The sequence below is a fragment of the Streptomyces indicus genome (assembly GCF_900100315.1).
Taxonomy (GTDB): Bacteria; Actinomycetota; Actinomycetes; order Streptomycetales; family Streptomycetaceae; genus Streptomyces; species Streptomyces indicus.
The window spans coordinates 367345-388982 of sequence record NZ_FNFF01000001.1 but is presented as its reverse complement, the minus strand read 5'-3'; the positions used below and the strand labels follow the sequence as shown (position 1 = coordinate 388982).

21 protein-coding genes are annotated in these 21638 nt (G+C 72.8%); 17 read left to right on the top strand and 4 right to left on the bottom strand.

Annotation, left to right across the window (positions count from 1 at the left end):
- The first annotated feature begins 1 nt into the window (after position 1).
- Genes BLT97_RS01780 through BLT97_RS01750 form a run of 7 tightly spaced genes read left to right on the top strand, consistent with a single transcriptional unit; the run spans position 2 to position 7660 of the window.
- A complete protein-coding gene (locus tag BLT97_RS01780; RefSeq protein ID WP_093606845.1) occupies positions 2-1027 on the top strand; it encodes an NAD-dependent epimerase/dehydratase family protein in 1026 nt (341 codons plus the stop codon).
- Complete coding sequence (locus BLT97_RS01775; protein ID WP_176953598.1) at positions 1015-2298, top strand: DUF4910 domain-containing protein; 1284 nt, start codon at positions 1015-1017, stop codon at positions 2296-2298. The genes BLT97_RS01780 and BLT97_RS01775 overlap by 13 nt, the downstream gene beginning before the upstream one ends.
- Positions 2295-3611 carry an MATE family efflux transporter gene (locus BLT97_RS01770; RefSeq protein ID WP_093606844.1) on the top strand — a complete coding sequence of 439 codons (1317 nt, stop codon included), beginning with the start codon at positions 2295-2297 and terminating at the stop codon, positions 3609-3611. The genes BLT97_RS01775 and BLT97_RS01770 overlap by 4 nt, the downstream gene beginning before the upstream one ends.
- The gene (locus tag BLT97_RS01765; RefSeq protein WP_093606843.1) at positions 3608-4555 is read left to right on the top strand and encodes a glycosyltransferase family 2 protein; all 948 of its coding nucleotides are present in this window, start codon (positions 3608-3610) and stop codon (positions 4553-4555) included. Before BLT97_RS01770 ends, BLT97_RS01765 begins: the two co-directional genes overlap by 4 nt.
- The gene (locus BLT97_RS01760; RefSeq protein ID WP_093606842.1) at positions 4552-5766 is read left to right on the top strand and encodes a polysaccharide pyruvyl transferase family protein; all 1215 of its coding nucleotides are present in this window, start codon (positions 4552-4554) and stop codon (positions 5764-5766) included. Before BLT97_RS01765 ends, BLT97_RS01760 begins: the two co-directional genes overlap by 4 nt.
- The gene (locus tag BLT97_RS01755; RefSeq protein ID WP_093606841.1) at positions 5763-6314 is read left to right on the top strand and encodes a dTDP-4-dehydrorhamnose 3,5-epimerase family protein; all 552 of its coding nucleotides are present in this window, start codon (positions 5763-5765) and stop codon (positions 6312-6314) included. The genes BLT97_RS01760 and BLT97_RS01755 overlap by 4 nt, the downstream gene beginning before the upstream one ends.
- An 8-nt stretch (positions 6315-6322) precedes the next feature.
- A complete protein-coding gene (locus tag BLT97_RS01750; RefSeq protein ID WP_093606840.1) occupies positions 6323-7660 on the top strand; it encodes a glutamate-1-semialdehyde 2,1-aminomutase in 1338 nt (445 codons plus the stop codon).
- Positions 7661-7685: 25 nt separating this feature from the next.
- On the opposite strand, the gene BLT97_RS01745 is transcribed toward BLT97_RS01750, so the two are convergent.
- From BLT97_RS01745 to BLT97_RS01730, 4 genes are all read right to left on the bottom strand, one after another.
- Positions 7686-8321 carry a phosphatase PAP2 family protein gene (locus BLT97_RS01745; RefSeq protein WP_425442628.1) on the bottom strand — a complete coding sequence of 212 codons (636 nt, stop codon included), beginning with the start codon at positions 8319-8321 and terminating at the stop codon, positions 7686-7688.
- Positions 8322-8572: 251 nt separating this feature from the next.
- Positions 8573-8983 carry a DUF2795 domain-containing protein gene (locus BLT97_RS01740; RefSeq protein WP_093606838.1) on the bottom strand — a complete coding sequence of 137 codons (411 nt, stop codon included), beginning with the start codon at positions 8981-8983 and terminating at the stop codon, positions 8573-8575.
- Between the two features lie 214 nt (positions 8984-9197).
- A complete protein-coding gene (locus BLT97_RS01735; protein WP_093606837.1) occupies positions 9198-9851 on the bottom strand; it encodes a phosphoribosyltransferase in 654 nt (217 codons plus the stop codon).
- A gap of 108 nt (positions 9852-9959) precedes the next feature.
- Positions 9960-10922: a LysR substrate-binding domain-containing protein gene (locus BLT97_RS01730; RefSeq protein ID WP_093606836.1), complete on the bottom strand. Its 963-nt coding sequence runs from the start codon at positions 10920-10922 to the stop codon at positions 9960-9962.
- A 247-nt stretch (positions 10923-11169) separates the two neighbouring features.
- Here BLT97_RS01730 and BLT97_RS01725 point away from each other — a divergent pair, with 247 nt between their 5' ends.
- The 10 genes from BLT97_RS01725 to BLT97_RS01680 all read left to right on the top strand — a co-directional run bounded on the left by BLT97_RS01725 (position 11170) and on the right by BLT97_RS01680 (position 21569).
- Complete coding sequence (locus BLT97_RS01725; protein WP_176953597.1) at positions 11170-12597, top strand: 2-hydroxymuconic semialdehyde dehydrogenase; 1428 nt, start codon at positions 11170-11172, stop codon at positions 12595-12597.
- A 29-nt stretch (positions 12598-12626) separates the two neighbouring features.
- Entirely contained in the window at positions 12627-13493 is an 867-nt protein-coding gene (locus BLT97_RS01720) for a 2-keto-4-pentenoate hydratase (RefSeq protein WP_176953596.1), read from the top strand.
- Positions 13490-14305, top strand: coding sequence for a 2-keto-4-pentenoate hydratase (locus BLT97_RS01715; protein WP_093606833.1), 816 nt, complete (start codon positions 13490-13492; stop codon positions 14303-14305). Before BLT97_RS01720 ends, BLT97_RS01715 begins: the two co-directional genes overlap by 4 nt.
- Positions 14302-14757: a RidA family protein gene (locus tag BLT97_RS01710; RefSeq protein ID WP_093606832.1), complete on the top strand. Its 456-nt coding sequence runs from the start codon at positions 14302-14304 to the stop codon at positions 14755-14757. Before BLT97_RS01715 ends, BLT97_RS01710 begins: the two co-directional genes overlap by 4 nt.
- The gene (locus BLT97_RS01705; RefSeq protein WP_093606831.1) at positions 14754-15326 is read left to right on the top strand and encodes a 3-hydroxyanthranilate 3,4-dioxygenase; all 573 of its coding nucleotides are present in this window, start codon (positions 14754-14756) and stop codon (positions 15324-15326) included. Before BLT97_RS01710 ends, BLT97_RS01705 begins: the two co-directional genes overlap by 4 nt.
- Positions 15323-16345 carry an amidohydrolase family protein gene (locus BLT97_RS01700; protein WP_093606830.1) on the top strand — a complete coding sequence of 341 codons (1023 nt, stop codon included), beginning with the start codon at positions 15323-15325 and terminating at the stop codon, positions 16343-16345. The genes BLT97_RS01705 and BLT97_RS01700 overlap by 4 nt, the downstream gene beginning before the upstream one ends.
- Positions 16342-17289, top strand: a complete 948-nt coding sequence (locus BLT97_RS01695) for an acetaldehyde dehydrogenase (acetylating) (RefSeq protein ID WP_281251109.1) — start codon at positions 16342-16344, stop codon at positions 17287-17289. The genes BLT97_RS01700 and BLT97_RS01695 overlap by 4 nt, the downstream gene beginning before the upstream one ends.
- Positions 17286-18410, top strand: coding sequence for a 4-hydroxy-2-oxovalerate aldolase (gene dmpG, locus BLT97_RS01690; protein ID WP_245769088.1), 1125 nt, complete (start codon positions 17286-17288; stop codon positions 18408-18410). The genes BLT97_RS01695 and dmpG overlap by 4 nt, the downstream gene beginning before the upstream one ends.
- A complete protein-coding gene (kynU, locus tag BLT97_RS01685) occupies positions 18404-19678 on the top strand; it encodes a kynureninase (RefSeq protein WP_093606828.1) in 1275 nt (424 codons plus the stop codon). The genes dmpG and kynU overlap by 7 nt, the downstream gene beginning before the upstream one ends.
- Before the next feature lie 115 nt (positions 19679-19793).
- Entirely contained in the window at positions 19794-21569 is a 1776-nt protein-coding gene (locus tag BLT97_RS01680) for an LVIVD repeat-containing protein (RefSeq protein ID WP_093606827.1), read from the top strand.
- The last annotated feature ends 69 nt before the right edge of the window (positions 21570-21638 follow it).

The following is a 21638-nucleotide window of genomic DNA, read 5'->3' as shown; positions in this document are numbered from 1 at the left end:
CGTGCGCGTACTGCTCACCGGACACCAGGGCTACCTGGGCACCGTCATGGCACCCGTCCTCGCCGCCGCCGGACACGAGGTCACCGGCCTCGACGCCGGACTCTTCGCCGACTGCGTCCTCGGACCCGCGCCCGACGACCCGCCGGGCCACCGCACCGACCTGCGGGACATCACCGCCGAACACCTGGCCGGGGTCGAGGCCGTGATCCACCTGGCCGCGCTCTCCAACGACCCGCTCGGCTCGCTCGCCCCCGAGCTCACGTACGACATCAACCACCACGCCTCCGTACGGCTGGCGCGGCTGGCGCGGGACGCCGGAGTGCGGCGCTTCCTGTACGCCTCCACCTGCTCCGTGTACGGCGCGGCGGGCGGCGACGACCTCGTGACGGAGGACGCGCCGCTGCGCCCCGTGACCCCGTACGCCGAGTCCAAGGTGCGCGTCGAGGACGACCTGCACGCCCTCGCCGACTCCGACTTCACCCCGGTCTACCTGCGCAACGCCACCGCCTTCGGGTTCTCGCCCCGGCTGCGCGCCGACATCGTGCTCAACAACCTGGTCGGGCACGCCCTGCTGACCGGCGAGGTGCGTGTGCTCTCCGACGGCACCCCGTGGCGGCCGCTGGTGCACGCCGCAGACATCGCCCGCGCGTTCATGGCCGCCCTCGACGCGCCCAGGGAGGCCGTGCACGACCGGGCGTTCAACATCGGCAGCGAGACCAACAACGTCACGGTCGCCGAGATCGCCGACCAGGTCGCCGAGGCGGTGGCCGGCGCACAGGTGGTGATCACGGGCGAGACGGGCGCCGACCCGCGCTCCTACCGCGTGGACTTCTCCCGGTTCCGCGCCGCGGTCGAGGGCTTCGACTGCACGTGGACGGTGAAGCAGGGCGCACTCGAACTCGCCGACGCCTACCGCGAGTTCGGCCTGACCCGCGAAGGCTTCGAGCAGCGGTTCACGCGCCTGGCCGTGCTGCGCCGGGCCGCGGACGCCGGATCCGTGGACGACACCCTGCGGTGGCGCCGATGACCTCTCCCGGTGAGCAGATGCACGCGCTGGTGGAGCGGCTGTACCCGATCTGCCGCTCCCTCACCGGCGACGGCGTACGCGCCACCCTGGACATCGTGGGGGAGTACCTGCCGCTGCGGGTGCACGAGGTGCCGACCGGCACGCAGGTGCTCGACTGGACCGTCCCGCAGGAGTGGAACATCCGGGACGCCTACGTCGCCGACGCCACCGGCCGCCGCGTCATCGACTTCGCCGCGTCCAGCCTGCACGTGCTCGGCTACAGCGTGCCCGTCTCGGCCACGATGCCCCTCGCCGAACTGCGCCCGCACCTGCACACCCTGCCCGACCACCCCGAGTGGGTCCCGTACCGCACGAGTTACTACCAGCCCGACTGGGGCTTCTGCCTCGCGCAGGAAACCCTGGACGCGCTGCCGGACGGGGACTACGAGGTCCGTATCGACTCCACGCTCGAGGACGGCCATCTCACCTACGCCGAGCACGTGATCCCCGGACGGACCGCCGACGAGGTGATCGTCTCCTGCCACGTCTGCCACCCCTCGCTCGCCAACGACAACCTCGCCGGCATCGCCGTCGCGACCTTCCTGGCACGGGAGTTGGCCGCGACCACCCCGCACTACACCTACCGGTTCATCTACGCACCCGGCACCATCGGCGCGATCACCTGGCTGGCCCGCAACCAGGAACGCATCGACCGGATCAAGCACGGGCTCGTCCTCGCCTGCGCCGGCGACCCGGGCCGGCTCACGTACAAGCAGAGCAGACGCGGCGACGCGGAGATCGACCGCGCCCTGCGGCACGTGCTCAGGGAATCTCAACGCCCCCACCGCGTCGCCGAGTTCACCCCCTACGGCTACGACGAACGGCAGTACTGCTCGCCCGGGTTCGACCTGGGCGTCGGCTCGCTCAGCCGTACCCCGTACGCCGGCTACCCCGAGTACCACACCTCCGCCGACAACCCGGCCTTCGTCTCGCCCGAGGCGATGGCGGACACCCTCGCCGTCTGCCGCGAGGCCTTCGCCCTGCTCGACCGCAACCGCCGCTACGTCAACCTCAGCCCGTACGGCGAACCGCAGCTGGGCCGGCGCGGACTGTACGACGCACTCGGCGGCCGCAGCGACGCCAAGGAGGCGCAGATGGCGATGCTGTGGGTGCTCAGCCTCGCCGACGGAGACCACACCCTCCTCGACATCGCCGAGCGCTCCGGGCTGTCCTTCGCCGTCGTCGCCGCCGCGGCCGATGCACTGCACCGCGCCGAACTGATCAAGGAATGACGGCGATGACCACCGAGGAGGAGCAGGCGGTGCCGGCGGCACGGGCCCGGCACGCCCGGCCCACGGCCTGGCGCGCCGTCGCGGGCCGGCTGTCCTGGGGCCTCGCCGACCAGGCGGCCTCCAGCCTGACCAACTTCGCGGTGGGCATCTACGTCGCCCGCTCGCTCGGCCTGACCGCCTTCGGCGTGTTCAGCCTGGCCTGGGTGACCTACGGGGTCGTGCTCAGCGTCTCTCGCGGCATCGCCACCGACCCGCTCGTGGTGCGCTTCAGCGGCGTACCGGAGCCGTCGTGGCGCGAGGCCTCGGCCCGCGCGACCGGCACCGCTCTCGGCACAGGACTCGCCCTCGGCGCCCTCAGCCTCGGCGTGGGCCTGGCGGCCGGCGGCCGGCTCGGCTTCGCCTTCGCCGGACTCGGCCTGGTGCTGCCCGGACTGCTCCTCCAGGACGCCTGGCGCTTCACGTTCTTCGCCGCCGGCGATGGGCGCAAGGCGTTCGTCAACGACCTCGCGTGGGGGATCGCGCTCGTCCCGGCCCTGGTGCTCGCGGCGCGTGTGGGCAGCGTCACCGCGTTCGTGCTCGCCTGGGGCGGATCCGCCGGGGCGGCCGCCGCCTACGGCTGCCTCCAGTCCCGTATCCGGCCCCGCGTCACGGGGCTGCGCACCTGGCTGCGCGAGCACCGCGACCTCGGCTACCGCTACCTCGTCGAGAACGTCGGCGTCAGCGGCGCGGCCCAGCTGCGCGCCTACGGACTCGGCGCGATCGTCGGGGTCGGCGCCGTGGGCGTGGTCCGCGGCGCCGAACTGCTCCTCGGCCCCTTCCTCGCCGTGGTGATGGGCCTGTCGCTGGTCACCGTCGCCGAGGCGGCACGCGTCCTGCGCCAGGCACCCGGGCGGCTCGGCACCTTCTGCCTGTGGCTCAGCCTCGGCCAGGCGGTCGCCGCGCTGCTGTGGGGAGCCGCCCTCCTCTTCGTACCGGACGGACTCGGCGAACTCGTCCTCGGCGACGTCTGGCCCGCCGCCTCCGAACTGATCGTGCCCGCCGCCCTCGGCGTCGCCGGCGTCGGACTCGGCATCGGCGCCGCGTCCGGCTTGCGCGCGCTCGCCGCCGCGCGCCGCAGCCTGCGTTGCCAGCTGTTCGCCTCCGCCTGCTACGTCGGCGGAGGACTCGGCGGTGCGGCCCTGGGCGGCACCGTCGGCTCGGCCTGGGGCGTCGCCGCCGCCACCGTCTGCGGCTCGGCCGTGTGGTGGTGGCAGATGCGCTCCGCCCTGCGGGAGTACCACCCACCCCCCATCAGCAAAGTGAGGACGCCATGACCACCCACCCTCGGCTGAGCATCGGCCTGCCTGTCTACAACGGCGAGCAGTACCTGGCCGAATCGCTCGAGGCCCTGCTCGGGCAGACCTACGACAACTTCGAACTGGTCATCTCCGACAACGCCTCGACGGACGGGACGCGGGAGATCTGCCGCAGCTACGCGGCACGCGACTCCCGTATCCGCTACATACGGCTGCCGGAGAACATCGGCGCCGCACCCAACCACAACTACGTGTTCACCGAGTGCCGCGGCGAACTCTTCAAGTGGGCCTCGCACGACGACCTCTACGCCCGCGACCTGCTCAAGCGCTGCGTGGAGGCCCTGGACGAACGCCCCGACATCGTCCTCGCACACTCCGGCCAGGCGGTCATCGACGGCGACGGCCGCGTCAAGGTGCCCTACGCGTACGGTCTCGACACCGACTCGCCCAGCGCCCCCGAGCGCTTCCGCAGCCTGCTCTTCGAGCCCGGCGGCGACGACTTCTACGGCGTCATGCGCGCCGACGTGCTGCGGCAGGTGAAGCCGCACGACAGCTACCACCACGCCGACCGCACCTTCGTCGCCGAGATCACCCTGCACGGCGCCTTCCACCAGGTGCCCGAACTCCTCTACTTCCGCCGCGACCACCCCACCCGCGCCGAACGGGCCAACCCCTCCAAGCGCTCGCGCTGCGTCAACCTCGACCCGCGCCGGGCCGGCCGGCTGCACCCGACGCCCCGTCTGCTCGCCGAGTACGTCTGGGGCTTCGCCTCCGCGATCCGCCGCGCACCGCTCACCCCGGCGGATCGCCGCGCCTGCTACCGGCACCTGGCCGTATGGATGGCCAGCCGGCTGCGGCCGGGGGCGGGGGAGCGGGTGGAGGACCGCGCGCCGGTGGACGCCGACCGGTTCGACGTGTCCATCGACGCGCTGGTCGCGGGCCGCGAAGGGAGGCAGGCATGACGGCCGGATCTCCTTTACGGGTCGGGGTGTTCGGGCTCCTCGGCTCCGGCAACCTCGGCAACGACGGCTCCCTGGAAGCCGTCCTCGGATACCTGAGGGCCCAGCACCCCGAGGCGGTCGTGGACGCGCTGTGCGGCGGACCCGAGAACGTCTCCGCGCGCTTCGGGATCCCCGCCACTCGACTGCACTGGTACCGCGGCGAATACCGGACCGCGTCGCGGGCGGGTGCCGTCGCGGGCAAGGGACTCGGCAAGCTCGTCGACGCGGTCCGCACCGCCGTCTGGGTGCGCCGTCACGACGTGGTGATCGTGCCGGGCATGGGCGTCCTGGAGGCCACCCTGCCGCTGCGGCCCTGGGGTTTCCCGTACGCGCTGTTCCTGCTCTGCGCGAGCGGCCGGCTCCTCGGCACGCCCGTGGCCCTGGTCGGCGTCGGCGCGGACACGATCCGCGACCGGCCGGTGCGCGCCCTGGTGCGCCGGTCCGCACGCCTGGCCGCGTACCGCTCCTACCGCGACACCCTGTCCCGCGACGCGCTGCGGTCGATGGGCGTGGACACCGCGCGCGACAAGGTCTTCCCCGACCTGGCCTTCGCGCTCCCGGCGCCGCCGCCTGCGGAGCCGGGGGGCCTGCCAGGACCGGTGTGCGTGGGCGTCATGGACTTCCACGGCGGCAACGACGACCGCGCCCGCGCGGCCGTACTCCACCGACGTTACGTGGACGGGGTGACCCGGTTCGTCCGGGTGCTGGCCGAGGAAGGCAGGACGGTACGGCTGCTCACCGGCGACACCTGCGACACACCCGTGGCGGCCGCGATCCGCGACGCCGTGGACTCACCGCTGGTCAGCCTGGCCGAAGTTGTCTCGCTCGCCGACCTGATGAAGGAGACGGCGGCCGCGGACGCGGTGGTGGCGACCCGCTACCACAACCTGGTCTGCGCCCTGCACACCGGAACCCCGACGCTCGCCCTCGGGTACGCCGCGAAGAGCCGCGCGCTCATGGACCGCATGGGCCTCGCCGCGCACTCCCACCCCGCGGGCGAGCTGGACGCCGAGCGACTGCTCGACCAGTTCAGGGCCTTGGAGAAACAGGCGCCCGACATCCGGCGGACCCTCGCCGAGCGCAACGAGACCGTCGTACGCCAACTCGACGCCCAATGGGCGGAGTTGACCGCCCTGCTCACTCGGACCCACACCCGCCGGGAGGCCCCGTGAAAGCACTCGAAGTCCCGGAGATCGACGGGGCGTTCCAGTTCGAGCCCACACCGCACACCGACGAACGGGGCTTCTTCTGCCGTACGTTCGACGCCGAGGTGCTGCGCTCGGTGGGCCTCGACCCGGGCGCCTTCGTCCAGGACAGCCTGTCCCGCTCGACACGCGGCGTCCTGCGCGGACTGCACCTGCGCTCCGGCGCGGGCGAGGCCAAGCTGGTGCGCTGCTCGTACGGGCGGATCTTCGACGTGGTCGTCGACCTGCGGCCGCACTCGCCCACGTACCTGGGCCGCGCCTTCTTCGAACTCACCGGAGACACCCAGACCACCCTCTACATCCCGGCCGGCTGCGCCCACGGCTTCCAGGCCCTGACCGCCACCGCCGACACCTCCTACAAGATCGACCGGCCGCACGACCCGGCCGAGGACGTGACCATCGCCTTCGACGACCCGGAGCTCGCCATCCCCTGGCCGCTGCCCGCCGCCCTGATGTCGCGGCGCGACCGTGAAGCGCCAGGGCTGGCCGAAGTCCTCAAGCGGCAGGGGAGTTGAGACTCGGCATGGACGAAGCGAACACCCACGCAGACCTCGACCTGCCCAGGTCCCGCGCGGCGAACGAACGGCTGCACACCCTGATCCCCGGCGGCGCGCACACCTACGCCAAGGGCGAGGACCAGTACCCCGAGCATCTCGCCCCGGTCATCAGCCACGGCCGCGGCGCCCACGTCTGGGACGTCGACGGCAACGCCTACATCGAATACGGCTCCGGGCTGCGCTCGGTCAGCCTCGGGCACGCCCACCCCCGCGTCCTCGAGGCCGTGCGGCGCGAACTGGACCGCGGCAGCAACTTCGTACGGCCCTCCCTCCTGGAGGCCGAGGCCGCGGAACGCTTCCTCGCCACCGTGCCCACGGCGGACATGGTGAAGTTCGCGAAGAACGGCTCCGACGTCACCACCGCCGCCGTGCGCCTCGCGCGCGCCGTCACCGGCCGCCCGCGGGTGGCGGTCTGCGCCGACCAGCCCTTCTTCTCCACCGACGACTGGTTCATCGGCACCACCCCGATGTCCGCCGGCATCCCGCAGGCCGTCACCGACCTCACGGTCTCCTTCCCGTACGGGGACCTCGCGGCCACCGAGGACCTGCTCATCCGGTACGAGGGCGAGGTGGCCTGCCTGATCCTCGAACCCGCCGGCCACACCGAGCCCCCGCCCGGATATCTGCAAGCGCTGCTCGAACTGGCCCACCGGCACGGCAGTCTGCTGGTCTTCGACGAGATGATCACGGGTTTCCGCTGGTCCGAGGCCGGCGCCCAGGGCCTGTACGGGGTCACCCCCGACCTCTCCACCTTCGGCAAGGCGCTCGGCAACGGCTTCGCCGTGTCCGCCCTCGCCGGCCGCCGCGAGCTGATGGAACGCGGCGGACTGCGCGACTCCCGCGACCGCGTGTTCCTGCTGTCCACCACGCACGGCGCGGAGACCCACTCCCTGGCGGCCGCGATGGCCGTGCAGACCGTCTACGCCGAGGAGGGCGTCACCGCCCGACTGCACGTCCTCGGACAGCGGTTGGCCGCCGGGGTCCGCGACGCGGCGGCCGCGATGGGTGTCGGCGAGCACGTCCTCGTCCGGGGACGCGCCAGCAACCTGGTCTTCGCCACGCTCGACGGCGAAGGCCGGCCCTCACAGGAGTACCGCACCCTGTTCCTGCGCCGGCTGCTCGCCGGCGGGGTGCTCGCCCCCTCCTTCGTGGTGAGCAGCGCGCTGACGGAGGCGGACATCGACCGGACCGTCGATGTGGTCGGGCAGGCATGTGCCGTGTACCGCAAGGCACTTGACGCCGCGGATCCCTCGCCGTGGACGGGAGGACGGCCCGTGAAACCCGTGTTCCGCCGCTTGGCCTGACCGGCGGCGGGGCGCGCATCCGGTGTCAACGGCGTTCCTCACCACCGCCGTTGACACCGGCCCGGGCCGCCACCCGGTCGATCAGCCACGCCACGGCCGGCACCACGGCGAGCGCGGTGCACCACCCGCCCAGCACATCCGTCGGATAGTGCGCCCCGAGCCCCACCTGCGCCCAGCCCATCGCGGCCCCGGCGACCAGCGCGGCACCGAGCGCGAGCACCGTGACGCGCACGCCAGGCTGTCCGGCCTCGCGCGCACCGCCGTGCCGCCCGGCCACGATCAGCGCCAGGGCGAGGGCGACCGCCGTGACAAAGGCGGTGTGCCCGCTCGGGTACGACAGGAACTCGCCGTGAATGGTGCGCCCCACCACGGACTTGAGCGCGCTCGTGACCCCCACCGACAGTGCGGCACCGGCCACGACGAGCACCGCGCCACGCGGACGCCGCAGCACCAGGCAGACCACCACGGCGACCGCACCGAGCAGCGCAGCCCCGGCGGGCTCGCCCCAGAAGTCGAGGAACAGCGCGACCCCGCGCCACGGCGCCCGCACCGTGTCGTCCGTCGGATCGACGAACCAGCGATCCACGCGGCCGGGCTCACTGTGGCCCGCGTACAGAATCCCGACCACGGCCACCAGCGCGGCCGCGATTACCGCCGTCACTGCCAGAGGCGCGCGCAGGCGCGGGGGCAGCAGCGCGGCAGCCGACCGGTCTCCCCGCGCGCAGGACCGACCTACGGTGTCCAACGCAAGCCCCCCGTCGCCCCGGTGCCCCCACCCCGGACCCGCCTGGCACGCCACGCGTCAGGCGGCGGGCCCGGGTCGGATCCGACTTGTCACCCTAGCCAACCCTCCGCCCGGAGAGGGGCGTTCCGTCCCGTTCAGGGTGGCGGGCGACCTCGGGGGGCGTGCCCTCAGCCCGGCGCCCCACCGCGCCCGAGAGCCTGGAGGATCTCGCGGACGTTGCCGTAGCGGTGGTCGGTCGGCGGCAGGTCCGCCGCGATGTCGATGAGCCGGTCCGGCGCGTGCGTCTCGCGGAGCAGGCCGATGACCGTTCCGCGGTCGGCCGGGAAGACGCTGCGGCCCAGGTGCTGCGCCAGCTCGGTGCGCAGCTCCACGTCCGCGGGGGTCATGCCGGGCGGCGTGGAGCCCCTGCGCTCCGTGCTCGGCGAGCGGTCCATGCGCGGCTGGTCCTCGCCGGACGGCTGGAGCTCGAACTCCTCCTGCGCCCGCGTGGAGTGCCCGCCCTTCAGCTCACCCTGCATGCGCTTCTTGATCTCGTCGTCGCGCAGGGGTCCGGTCTTGTCGCGTCCGTGCTCGCTCATGTTCCACCTCGCGGTCGGTGCTCTTGCGGGCCCGCCGTGTGCTGCGGCCCCGCGGTCGTGCTGGTGCCGCGGCTGTGCCGTTCCGCGGCCGTGCGCTTTGCGGTCGTGTGCAGTACGGGCCTTTTCCTCCTCGGGCCGAGCGGGGTCGCACGCCGGGTAGCCCGATCCGGTGCGGCCGAAACGGTGCGCCTCGGTGTCCCGCGCCGGCCGGCGTTCAGGCGGTTGCGTGGAAGGGCCGCAGAAGGGTGGTCACCTCGGCGTCGGAGAGCTGGTCGAAGCGGTCGTAGCGCTCGCTGATCCCGCGCATCGCCTCGGGCTGGTCGAGGCAGACCACGTCGTCCGTGTGCCGGCGGATCTCCGCCACCGCCCGCGGACTGCCCACGGGCACCGCGAGGACGATCCGCCCTGCGCCCAGGCGCCGCAGGAAGGCGAGCGCCGCGGTGGCGGTCAGGCCGGTCGCGAGTCCGTCGTCGACCAGGATCACGCTGCGGTCCTTGACGGCCGGGAGGGTCCGCCCGGCCCGGTAGAGGTCCTCGCGCCGGTACAACTCGGCGCGCTCGCGGGCCACGTCGTCGACGAGGTCGTCCTCCGTCAACTGAAGGAACTCCAGGGCACGTCGGTCGAACAGCGGCGGCTCGTCCGCGACCAGGGCGCCGATCGCCGTCTCCCGCCGGCCGGGCGCACCGATCTTGCGGGCGACGAGCACGTCCAGCGGCGCGTGCAGCGCGCGTGCGACGGGGGCGGCGACCGGGACGCCGCCCCGCGGCAGTGCGAGCACCACGGGATCGACGAGGTCGCCCGAGCCCGCCCATTCGAGCATCCGTAGGGCGAGTTCCTCGCCGGCGTGCGTACGGTCGCGGAACGCCATGGCGCCTCCTTCGCACCGCGACGCGCCGTGACGGCCGCCGCGCCGGTCACTCAAGTCCGGCGGGTTCCCTCCCGTCGCACCTCCGAAACCGGAACCATGGCGAGGTGGTCACGGGGTGCCGCCGCCGATGTGGCCGGGTGTCCCGCCCAGCGTCTCGCGCAGCTGCTCCGCCTCCTGTTCGAGGTGGTGGAGCAGCGCCTGGAGGGCCGGGGTGCGCGTGCGGTGGGCCGCCTCCGTGGTGCCCACCGTGCGGCCCACCGAAGGGAGCTCGACCGGCAGGGCCGCGAGGCGCTCGTCGTCGTGCAGCACCAGTTCGGGCAGCACCGCCACCATGTCGGTCTGCCGCAGCAGCGCCCGCATCGTGAGGATCGAGGTGCATTCGACGCGGTCCACCGGGAGCGCGAGGCCGCGGTCCACGAAGAGCGCACCGAGTTCCTGGCGCAGCGCGGTCCGCTCCACCGGCAGGATCCAGGGGAAAGCGAGGGTGTCGGCCAGCGTGACGTCCGCGGCGTCGAGGAGCGGGTGGCCCGCCCGGACCGCGAGCCGGATGGGCTCGCGGTACAGCATCCGCTGCCGCAGACCGTCCCCCTCCGCGGGCGCCGCGCCCACCCGCCCCACGACCACGTCCAACTCCCCGGACAACAGCGCCGGATGGAGGAGGTCGAGCGTTCCCTCGCGTACCACCACCGTGAGCCGCGGCCGCTCCCGTTTGAGCGCCGCGACCGCCCGCGGCAGCAGCACATTCGCGCCGGCGAGCAGGGTGCCCACGGTCACGGTGCCGTCCTGGCCCTGGCGGAGCGCGGTGAGGTGTTCGCCCGCCCGGCGCATCTCCGCGACCACCGCGCGGGCGTGCTCGGCCAGCGCCTCGCCGTAGACCGTGGGCCGCATGCCGCGGGGGACCCGGACGAACAGCGGCAGGTCGGCCAGCGTCTCCAGTTCGCGCAGCGTGCGGGTCGCGGCGGGCTGCGTCAGGTGCAGCGACTCGGCCGCCCGTACGACGCTGCCGTGCTCGTGCACGGCGATGAGCAGCGTCAGATGCCGGAACTTGAGCCGGCCGTCGAGGAGGTCCAACGCGGGGCTTCCCTTCAGAGGGGCGGGTGTCCGAGGTCCGTGGAGACGGGCGATTGAGGCCCGGGGGAGCGGGTGGTCGAGGCCGAGGGGGCGGGTGACTGACGCCGTACGACCTGCGGTATACCAGCTTCGCTATGCCTTGCGCATCGATCGGCATTGGATCGGCATAGCGGAGTGGGCGCACTATACCGGCACACCCCGGGGCGAGTTTCGGACAGCCCCTGGCTCAACAGCGGAGGTCTGCAAGGTGAGTTCGCCCGTACGGCATTACGTGGGAGGCCGGTTCGACCCGACCGGCGAGCCGCTCCCGCTCGTCGACCCGGCCACCGGACGGGTCGTCGGCGAGGCACCGCAGGCCTCCCGCGACCTGGTCGACCGTGCCGTGCGAGCGGCACGTGAGGCACTCGCGGGCCCCTGGGCCACGTGGACGGCGGCTCGGCGGGCGAGCCTGCTGCACCGCATCGCCGACGGGATCGAGAGCCGCTTCGAGGAGTTCGTCTCGGCCGAGTGCGCCGACACGGGCAAGCCCCGCGCGCTGGCCTCGACCATCGACATCCCGCGGGCCGTCGCCAACTTCCGCTCGTACGCCGACCTCCTGGCCGGCCGCGCCGAGCGCTCCTGGCACACCGCCACCGAGGACGGCCGCGGCGCACTCAACTACACCGTGCACAAGCCGCTCGGCGTCGTCGCGGTGATCTCGCCCTGGAACCTGCCGCTGCTGCTCCTGACCTGGAAGGTCGCGCCCGCCCTCGCGACGGGCAACACGGTGGTGGCCAAGCCCTCCGAACTCACCCCCGCCACCGCGTGCCTGCTGGCCGAGGTGATGGCCGAGGCGGAGGTGCCGGACGGTGTGTTCAACCTCGTCCACGGACCGGGCGCGGACGCGGCCGGCCAGTGGCTGACCGAGCACCCCGGCGTGGACGCCGTCGCCTTCACGGGGGAGTCGCGCACCGGCTCCACGATCATGCGGGCGGCAGCCGCCCGCCTCGCACCGGTCTCCTTCGAACTCGGCGGCAAGAACGCCGGACTCGTCTTCGACGACGCCGACCTGGAACAGGCCGTCGAAGGCACCCTCCGCTCCGCCTTCACGCACAGCGGCCAGGTCTGTCTGTGCACCGAGCGGCTGTACGTGCAGCGGCCGGTCTTCGAGGCGTTCGCGACCCGGCTTGCCGCGGGCGCCAAGGAGTTGACCGGCTACGGCCCCATGATCTCCGCCGCCCACCGGGACAAGGTGCTCGGCCACCTGGAGCGTGCGGGCGCCGACGGCGAGGTGCTTGCGGGCGGCGGGGTGCCGCGGTTCGGGGACGAGAGGGACGGCGGCTTCTGGGTGGAGCCCACCGTGCTCACCGGACTGCCCGAGGACCATCCGGCGGTACGGGACGAGATCTTCGGACCCGTCGTGCACCTGGCCCCCTTCGACACCGAGGAGGAGGCGCTGGCCCTCGCGAACGCGAGCCCGTACGGCCTCGCCGCCACCGTGTGGACCGGCGACGTGAGCCGCGCGCACCGGGTCGCCCCGGCCCTCGACGTGGGCATCGCCTGGGTCAACACCTGGAACCTGCGCGACCTCCGTACGCCCTTCGGCGGCGTGAAGGCCTCCGGGATCGGCCGCGAGGGCGGCGACCACTCCCTCGACTTCTTCTCCGAGCCCATGAATGTGTGCGTGAAGCTGTGAACAGCACTGCTGCCACCAGGAGCGACGCCGTGACGAAGGCGGCCGAGCGGATCGAAGCGGCACACCGCACCGGCGTCCCCTGTGCCCCGGTCCGTGACCTGCTGCCGCCCGGGGACCTGGACACCGCGTACGCCGTCCAGACCGTCCTCACCGACCGCCGCCTCGCCGCAGGCCGCCGCGTGACCGGCTGGAAGATCGGCCTGACCTCCGCCGCGGTCCAGAACCAACTGGGCGTGGACACACCGGACTTCGGCGCCCTCCTCGACGACACGGCCGTACCGGACGGCGCCGACATCCCCTGGGGCTGCGTGCTCCAGCCCCGGGCCGAGGCGGAGGTCGCCCTCGTCCTCGAACACGACCTCCCGCACGAGCGGCACACGGTGGCCGACGTGATCCGGGCGACCGCCTTCGCCCTGCCCGCCATCGAGGTGGTCGGCAGCCGGATCGGCGACTGGGACATCACCGCCGTCGACACCATCGCCGACAACGCCTCCAGCGGCGCCTACGTCCTCGGCACCCGCCCCGTGCCGCTGCACCGGCTCGACCTGCGCACCGCCGGCATGGTCCTCGAACGCCGCGGCGAGCCCGTCTCCACCGGCGCCGGCGCCGCCTGCCTGGGCAACCCGCTGCACGCCGCCGTCTGGCTGGCCGACACCCTCGTACGGCTCGGCCGGCCGCTGCGGGCCGGCGACACCGTGCTCACCGGCGCACTCGGCCCCATGACGGCCGTGGCACCCGGTGACGTACTCGAAGCCCGGATCGCCGGACTGGGCTCCGTCCGTGCGGCCTTCGGTCCCGCCACACCCGAAGCCCCCGCAGGACCGGAAGGACGCGCAGAACCGGAAGCCCCCGCAGGACAGCAGCGGCCCTCAGGACCGGAAGGAGACGCCCGATGAACCTCGCGGCACTGGCCGAATCCCTCGACACCGCGGCGCTGACCAGGCGCCCGCTGCCGGGCGGCGGCACCGGACTCACCGACACCGTGCAGGCGTACGCCGTCCAAGAGGCCCTGATCGAGCGGCGGTTGGCCCGCGGGGAGCGGCTCACCGGCTTCAAGCTCGGCTTCACCAGCCTCGCGAAGATGCGGCAGATGGGCGTGCACGATCTCATCCACGGGCGGCTCACGCACCGCATGGAGATCCGCGACAGCGGTTCGTACGACGCCTCGGGCCTGATCCACCCCCGGGTCGAACCCGAAGTGGCCTTCCTCCTCGGCGACACCCTGCGCCCCGGTGGCGATCCGTTGGCGGCCGTCGCGGCCGTGGCACCTGCGCTCGAAGTGATCGACTCCCGCTACGACGGCTTCCGGTTCTCGCTGCCGGAGGTCATCGCCGACAACACCTCGGCCGCGGCCTACGCGGTGGGGCCCTGGACCGCTCCCGGCGACCTCGACAACCTCGGGGTGCTGCTCGAACTCGACGGCCGCGTGGTCCAGTCGGGCTCGAGCGCGGCGATCCTCGGACATCCGTTGCGCGCGCTTGCCGCCGCGGCCCGGCTCGCCGGGACGCTGGAGGCAGGCACCGTGATCCTCGCGGGCGCGGCGACCGCCGCCGTCCCCCTGAAGCCCGGCACCTGCGTACGGGCGACGGTGGAGACCCTCGGCACCGTCCAGTTCACGACGCGAGAGGCAGCGGATCTTCCGGGGGCCGCCCCCGCGGAGGCTGCGGACTCGCCCGGGTCCGCCCCCGCTCCCGAGGGGGCCGCGTGATCGTCCCCGGTGCCGCCGTACCCCGCGGCCGCTTCCCGCACCTGAGGCGCGCGGGCGATTTCGTCTACGTCTCCGGGACCAGCTCACGCCGCCCCGACGGCAGCTTCGCCGGTGCGAGCGCCGACGCCATGGGCGTGACCGACCTCGACATCCGGGCCCAGACCCGCGCCGTGCTCGACAACATCGCGCGGCTCCTCGCCGCGGCCGGCGGTGAGCTGAAGGACCTCGTGTCGGTGACCGCGTACCTGGTCAGCATGAACGACTTCGGCGGTTACAACGAGGTCTACGCCGAGTACTTCGACGAGGCCGGCCCGACCCGCACCACCGTCGCCGTCCACCAACTGCCCCACCCGCACCTGCTGATCGAGATCAGCGCCGTGGCCCACATCCCCGTGCGGCCCGACTCCGCACCCCGCCACCCCCTGCCGCACAGCGAGGACCAGCACCGATGACCATGCGACCGTTCAACCTGCACGCCTGGATCGAGGAACACCGCCACCTGCTCAAACCGCCGGTCGGCAACGTCCAGATCTGGCAGGACGCCGACCTGATGGTGACGGTCGTCGGCGGCCCCAACCGGCGCACCGACTTCCACGACGACCCGATCGAGGAGTTCTTCTACCAGCTCAAGGGCGACATGGTGCTGCGCGTCATGGACGAGGAGGGCAGCCCGCCGCGCGACCTCCACATCCGCGAGGGCGATGTGTTCCTGCTGCCGCCCCACGTACGGCACTCGCCGCAGCGGCCCGAGGAGGACAGCATCGGCCTGGTCGTCGAGTTCGCCCGCCCGCAGGGCAGCCTGGACGCCTTCGAGTGGTACTGCATGGAGTGCCACCACCTGGTGCACCGCAGCGAGGTGCAGCTCACCTCCATCGTGGACGACCTGCCGCCGGTCTTCGGCGCGTTCTACGCCGACGAGGCCGCCCGCACCTGCGCCCACTGCGGCGCCGTGCACCCGGGCCGCGACTGGCCCGAGGAGCTGCGCCCGCGCACCCGCCGCGACGAGGAGGCCGGCGCGTGACCGTGGTCGACGTGCACGCCCACGTCTTCCCCGAGATAGGCCGCGCCGAGTCCCGGCTGCTCACCGGCCGCGACGACGGCCCCTGGCTGCGCACCACGGACGGCCACGGCGCCGGGATGATGATGGCCGGCGGCACCGAATACCGGCCCGTCCGCCGCACGTTGTGGGACCCGGCCGAACGCGTCGCGGACTTGGACCGGCTCGGCGTCGACGTACAGGTCCTCTCCAGCACCCCCATGCTGTTCGGCTACGGCCTCGATTCCGAGCGCGCGGCCGACTGGTGCCGGATGGTCAACTCCCGGCTCCTGGAGTACGCCGCGTACGCCCCCGACCGGCTCGCGCCCCTGTGCCAGGTGCCGCTCCAGGACACCGAAACCGCCTGCGCCCTGGTGGACGAGGCGATGCGGCAGGGCTTCCACGGCGTGCACATCGGCAACCACCTCGGCGACCACGACCTCGACCACGGTGCGCTCACCGAATTCCTCACGCACTGCGCCGAGCGGGACGCGGCCGTCCTCGTGCACCCCTGGGACCTGCCCTCGGGACCGCGGTTCTCGCGGTACATGCTGGCCTGGCTCGCGGGCATGGCGGGGGAGACCCATCTGACGATCCTGTCGCTGATCCTGTCCGGGGCCTTCGAGCGCCTGCCGGCCTCGCTGCGGCTGATGTTCGCGCACGGCGGCGGCAGCTTCCCGTACCTCCTGGGACGCGCCGACAACGCCTGGCACCGCCGCGACCTGGTGCGCGCCGACAGCCCGCACCCGCCCTCGCACTACACCGACCGCTTCTCCGTGGACTCGGCCGTCTTCGACCCGGGTGCTTTGCGGCTTCTGGTCGATGTCATGGGCGCGGAGCGCGTGCTGCTCGGCTCGGACCACCCGTTCCCGCTGGGCGAGGAGCACATCGGGCGGCTCGTACGGGAGAGCGCGCTCGCCCCCGAGGAGCAGACGGCGATCCTCGGCCGCAACGCCCTCGCGTTCTTCGGCCTGGCACCGCTGGTGAAGGAGGCCGTGCGATGAAGACAGCAGTCGGTGGAGCAGGCCGTGCGATGAAGGCGGCCGTGATCGGATCGGGCAACATCGGCACCGATCTCCTCATCAAGATCATCAGAGGCGCGGGGACCGTCACCGCCGCCGCGATGATCGGCATCGACCCCGCCTCGGACGGGCTCGCACGGGCCCGCAGGCTCGGCGTCGAGACCAGCGCCGACGGGGTGGCCGGGCTCATCGGCCTCGACTGCTTCGACGAGATCGACCTGGTCTTCGACGCCACCTCCGCCGCCGCCCACCACCAGAACGCGGCCGCGCTCGCCCCGTACGGAAAGACCCTGATCGACCTCACGCCGGCGGCCATCGGCCCGTACGTCGTCCCGCCCGTCAACCTCGACGAGCACCTCGACGCCCGCAACGTCAACATGGTCACCTGCGGCGGCCAGGCCACCGTGCCGATCGTCGCCGCCGTCTCGGCCGTGGCCCCGGTGCACTACGCGGAGATCGTCGCCTCGATCGCCTCGCGCTCGGCGGGCCCCGGCACCCGGGCCAACATCGACGAGTTCACCGAGACCACGTCGCGCGCCCTGGAGCGCGTCGGCGGCGCGGCCCGCGGCAAGGCGATCATCGTGCTCAACCCGGCGGAACCCCCGCTCCTGATGCGCGACACCGTGCACTGCGTCGTCGACGACTGCGACCCTGCGCAGGTGACTGCCTCCGTGCACGCGATGGTTTCGGCCGTCGCCGCGTACGTGCCGGGCTACCGGCTCAAGCAGGAGCCGCAGTTCCGCACCCTGGCCGCCGACGACCCGCTGGCCGGCCTCGGCGGCGGGGGACGGCTGCTCGTCTCCGTCTACCTGGAGGTCGAGGGCGCCGCCCACTACCTCCCGGCCTACGCCGGAAACCTCGACATCATGACCTCCGCCGCGCTGCGCACCGCCGAGCGCCTGGCCGAACGGAGCCGGGTCCGATGACCAAGGTCTACGTCCAGGACGTCACCCTGCGCGACGGCATGCACGCCGTCTCGCACCGCTACACCGTCGATCAAGTCCGGGCGATCGCTGCCGCCTTGGAGGCGGCCGGCGTCGACGCGGTCGAAGTCGCCCACGGCGACGGCCTGTCCGGCTCGTCCGTCACCTACGGCCCCGGCGCCCACACCGACTGGGAGTGGCTCGAAGCCGCCGCCGACGTACTCGACCGCGCACGGCTCACCACGCTCCTGCTGCCCGGCATCGGCACCGCCGACGACCTGCGCCGCGCCCACGCACTCGGCGTCACCTCCGTCCGCGTCGCCACGCACTGCACCGAGGCCGACATCGCGGCCCAGCACATCGGCCTCGCCCGCGAGCTGGACATGGACGTGGCGGGCTTCCTGATGATGTCCCACCTGGCCCCGCCCGCCGAACTGGCCGCCCAGGCCCGCCTGATGGAGTCCTACGGCGCCCACTGCGTCTACGTCACCGACTCCGGCGGCCGCCTCACCATGGACGGCGTACGCGACCGGGTCCGCGCCTACCGGGACGTCCTCGACCCGGCCACCGAGATCGGCATCCACGCCCACCACAACCTCGGCCTCGGTGTGGCCAACAGCATCGTCGCGGTGGAGGCCGGCGCCCGCCGCGTCGACGCCTCCCTCGCCGGCCAGGGCGCGGGCGCCGGCAACGCACCGCTGGAGCCCGTGATCGCGGTGTTCGATCTCATGGGCTGGGAGCACGGCTGCGAGCTCTTCCCGCTGATGGACGCCGCAGAGGAGCTCGTACGGCCCACGCAGGACCGGCCCGTACGGGTCGACCGCGAGACGCTCACGCTCGGATACGCCGGTGTCTACTCCAGCTTCCTGCGGCACGCGGAGAGCACGGCCGCCCGCCACGGACTCGACACCCGCGACCTGCTGGTCGAGGCGGGGAGGCGGCGCCTGGTCGGCGGGCAGGAGGACCTGCTCACGGACATCGCACTGGACCTCACCCGCGACGCCGGGCCGGCCGCCGAATCCGACGCCCAACCCACCGCTGAATTCGCGGATGCCGTCGCCGAACGCGTCCGTTCCGCGGCCGGATCCGCCGCCCATTCCTGTCAGGGAGACACCCCATGCTGACCGAACACCCGTCCGCCGCACCGGACTTGGACACCCTGACCGCACGCGCGGCCGCCCTGGACAACGCCGACCCGCTCGCCCACACCCGCGAGCGCTTCCTGCTCCCCGAGGGCGTCGTCTACCTCGACGGCAACTCCCTCGGCGCCCTGCCCGCCGCCGTACCGGCCGCCCTCGAGGACGCTGTGCACCGCCAGTGGGGCACCGACCTGATCCGGTCCTGGAACGGCAACGGCTGGTGGGAGGCCCCGGCCCGTACGGGCGATGCCCTCGGCCGGCTGATCGGCGCGGCTCCCGGGCAGGTGGTGGCGGGGGACACCACCAGCGTCCAGTTGTTCAACACCCTGCTGGCCGCGGCCCGTCTGCGGCCCGGCCGCCGGCTGCTGCTGACCGACCCCGACCATTTCCCGACCGATCAGTACATCGCCGACTCGGTCGGCCGCCTGCTCGGTCTGGAGGTCCGCCGCGTCCCCGCACGGGAGGCTGCCGCGGTCCTGGCGGCCGAGTCCGGGAACGTCGCCGTCGCCGCCTACGCCCCGGTCGACTACCGCACCGGCGGGCTCCACGACATGGCCGCCCTCACCACCGCCGCCCACGAAGCCGGCGCCCTGATGCACTGGGACCTGTGCCACGCGGCGGGCGCCCTGCCCGTGCAACTCGATGCGCTCCAGGCCGACTTCGCGGTCGGCTGCGGCTACAAGTACCTCTCCGGCGGACCGGGCGCCCCGGCCTTCGCCTACATAGCCCGTCGCCACCAGCAGGACTTCGACCACCCCCTCACCGGCTGGCACGGGCACGCGGAACCCTTCGCCATGTCCGGCACGTACACCCCGGCCGAGGGCATCGGACGGGCCCGCATCAGCACCCCGCCCCTGCTCTCCCTGCTCGCCCTCGAAGCGGCGCTCACCGCCTTCGACGGCGTGGAGATGACGGCCGTACGGGACAAGAGCCTGTCCCTTACCGGGTTCTTCCTGGAGTGCGCCGACGCCCTCCTCGACGGGCTCGGCTTCACCGTGGCCACCCCGCGCGACCCGAAGCGCCGCGGCAGCCAGGTCGCCCTGCGCCACCCCGAGGCGTACCCTCTGGTGGCCGCACTGACGGCCCGCGGCGTGATCGGCGACATGCGCGCCCCCGACCTGCTCCGCTTCGGCTTCAACGCCCTCTACGTCACGCACGCCGAAGTCCTGCACGCCGTACGGGAGTTGCAGGCCGTCGTGACGAGCGGCGCCCACCGGGCCCCGGAGTTCCAGGAGCGCCCCACCGTCACCTGACCCGACGCCGGCGCCCGTCGGCGGCACCCCGCACCCCACCGCACAGCTCCCCCCTTCGTACGGCCCTGTCCCCATGGCCTCCTTCGGCCATGCCCTCTTCCGAATGGATCGTCAGATGCGTTCCTTGCGTACGAATGCCGCTCTGGCCGCGGTGGTCGCGGCCGCCGCCACGGCCACCCTGCTCGCCCCCGGCACCTCCGGCGCGGACACCGCCACCGCCCCCGTGGCGGCCGCCGACCCGAACGTCCGCGCCGTGTGCGAGGACCGCCGCCCCGGCCCCGCCGCCCCCGGCTCGTACGGCATGCAGCTGGACGGCACCTTCCGCCACCCCGCCCTCACCCCGGTGGACGAGGAGTCCGAGCACCCCTTCCCGGGGCGCAACGCGGAGTACGACACCCGCTCGTACATCAAGAACATGAAGGTCGAAGCCGCCTACGAGGGAAGCGAGTTCACCCCCGACTACTTCCACACCTGGCAGAACATCGTCGACTTCGACGGCCGCCGCTACCTCTTCCAGTACGACCGCTCCGCGGGCCGCGTCTACGACATCACCGACGTCAAGAACGTCAAGGTCGTCGAGAAGCTCGGCCGCGACGACGTGGACGGCGACGAGACCCGCGCCAACGGAGACTGGGACGCGCACGACTACTGGGGCGCCTCCACCATCCAGTGGAACAAGAAGCTGAACGCGTACGTCATGGTCCAGAGCTTCGAGAGCAAGCGGCAGATCGAGGAACTGTCCGACCACCCGCCGCACGACAAGTACAACAACCCCGACGGCGTACGGAAGTTGAGGGAGAAGCCCGGCCTCAAGGGCTTCAAGGTGTACCGCCTGGACGGCCCGCGCAAGAAGGACTGGAAGCTGCTCGCCACGGTCTCCACCGACGCCACCCAGAAGAACCCCCTCGCCAGCGACCCGGCGAGCGCGCAGCAGGGCTCCGGCTCCATCGACGTGCCGTACTGGACCGGCGAGAAGTACATGTTCATCGCCGCCGCCCCCGACGACACCTACTCCGGCACCGAGTATCCCACCAACCTCCACTCGGCCGGCTACCAGTCCTGGGACATGTCCGACCCGGCCCGCCCGAAGCTCCTGGACACCTGGCACCTGCCCGGCCAGCGCACCGGCGAGGACGCCGCCTACCGCGCCAACCCGCGCTGCGGGAACCGGACCAGCTGGATGGGCGCCCGCATGCCGCTGTTCCTGCCCAAGCCCGTGGAGCAGGGCGGCCGTTACGCCTTCGCCGCGATGGGCGGCTACGGCCTCACGGTGCTCGACGTCTCCGACCCCTCGGACATGAAGACCGTCAGCCACCTGGACCTGCCGCCCTCGGTATCGGGCACCGAGGGGGACAACATCGACGTCTCCCAGTACGAGAAGACCGGAATGATCTACTACTCCGGCTACCCGCTCACCGAGGACTGCTACGAGCCGTACAAGGACGTCTACCAGATCGACGCCAAGGACCCCGAGAACCCGCGGATCGTGGGCGTCCTGCCCCGCCCGACCCCGCCGAAGTCCTCGGGAATCACCGACTACTGCCAGCGCCGCGGCAGCTTCGGCCCCAAGCGCACCGGTTACTACACCAACCCCGGGCAGCACACCCCCGGCGTCCTCGGCTACGGCTTCTACAACGCGGGCGTGCAGTTCTTCGACGTGTCAGACCCCGCGGATCCGGAGATCTCCGCGTACTTCGTGCCGAAGGCGTACGGCCCCGAGACCGCCGAGTACGCGTACGGCAACCAGACGCACGGCGTCTACGTGGAGTGGGACCGCAACATCGCCTGGACGCTGACCAACCACGGCATCTACGCGCTGTCCTCGCGCAAGGTCCTCGGCAAGCCGGACCTCGACGCGCCCGCGAAGCCGTTCCGCAACAGCGAGTTCTGACCCACCTCGGCGAGTTCCGACTCACCCACGCACCCCGTCCCCGCGCACGGCCACCCCCGACCTTCCGCA

Bases quoted from the DNA above. Each gene is read 5' to 3' on its own strand.
- BLT97_RS01770 (WP_093606844.1), top strand. From the start codon at position 2,295: ATGACGGCGATGACCACCGAGGAGGAGCAGGCGGTGCCGGCGGCACGG.
- BLT97_RS01765 (WP_093606843.1), top strand. From the start codon at position 3,608: ATGACCACCCACCCTCGGCTGAGCATCGGCCTGCCTGTCTACAACGGC.
- BLT97_RS01760 (WP_093606842.1), top strand. From the start codon at position 4,552: ATGACGGCCGGATCTCCTTTACGGGTCGGGGTGTTCGGGCTCCTCGGC.
- BLT97_RS01750 (WP_093606840.1), top strand. From the start codon at position 6,323: ATGGACGAAGCGAACACCCACGCAGACCTCGACCTGCCCAGGTCCCGC.
- BLT97_RS01740 (WP_093606838.1), bottom strand. From the start codon at position 8,983: ATGAGCGAGCACGGACGCGACAAGACCGGACCCCTGCGCGACGACGAG.
- BLT97_RS01735 (WP_093606837.1), bottom strand. From the start codon at position 9,851: ATGGCGTTCCGCGACCGTACGCACGCCGGCGAGGAACTCGCCCTACGG.
- BLT97_RS01715 (WP_093606833.1), top strand. From the start codon at position 13,490: ATGAACCTCGCGGCACTGGCCGAATCCCTCGACACCGCGGCGCTGACC.
- BLT97_RS01705 (WP_093606831.1), top strand. From the start codon at position 14,754: ATGACCATGCGACCGTTCAACCTGCACGCCTGGATCGAGGAACACCGC.
- BLT97_RS01695 (WP_281251109.1), top strand. From the start codon at position 16,342: ATGAAGACAGCAGTCGGTGGAGCAGGCCGTGCGATGAAGGCGGCCGTG.
- dmpG (WP_245769088.1), top strand. From the start codon at position 17,286: ATGACCAAGGTCTACGTCCAGGACGTCACCCTGCGCGACGGCATGCAC.
- kynU (WP_093606828.1), top strand. From the start codon at position 18,404: ATGCTGACCGAACACCCGTCCGCCGCACCGGACTTGGACACCCTGACC.
- BLT97_RS01680 (WP_093606827.1), top strand. From the start codon at position 19,794: ATGCGTTCCTTGCGTACGAATGCCGCTCTGGCCGCGGTGGTCGCGGCC.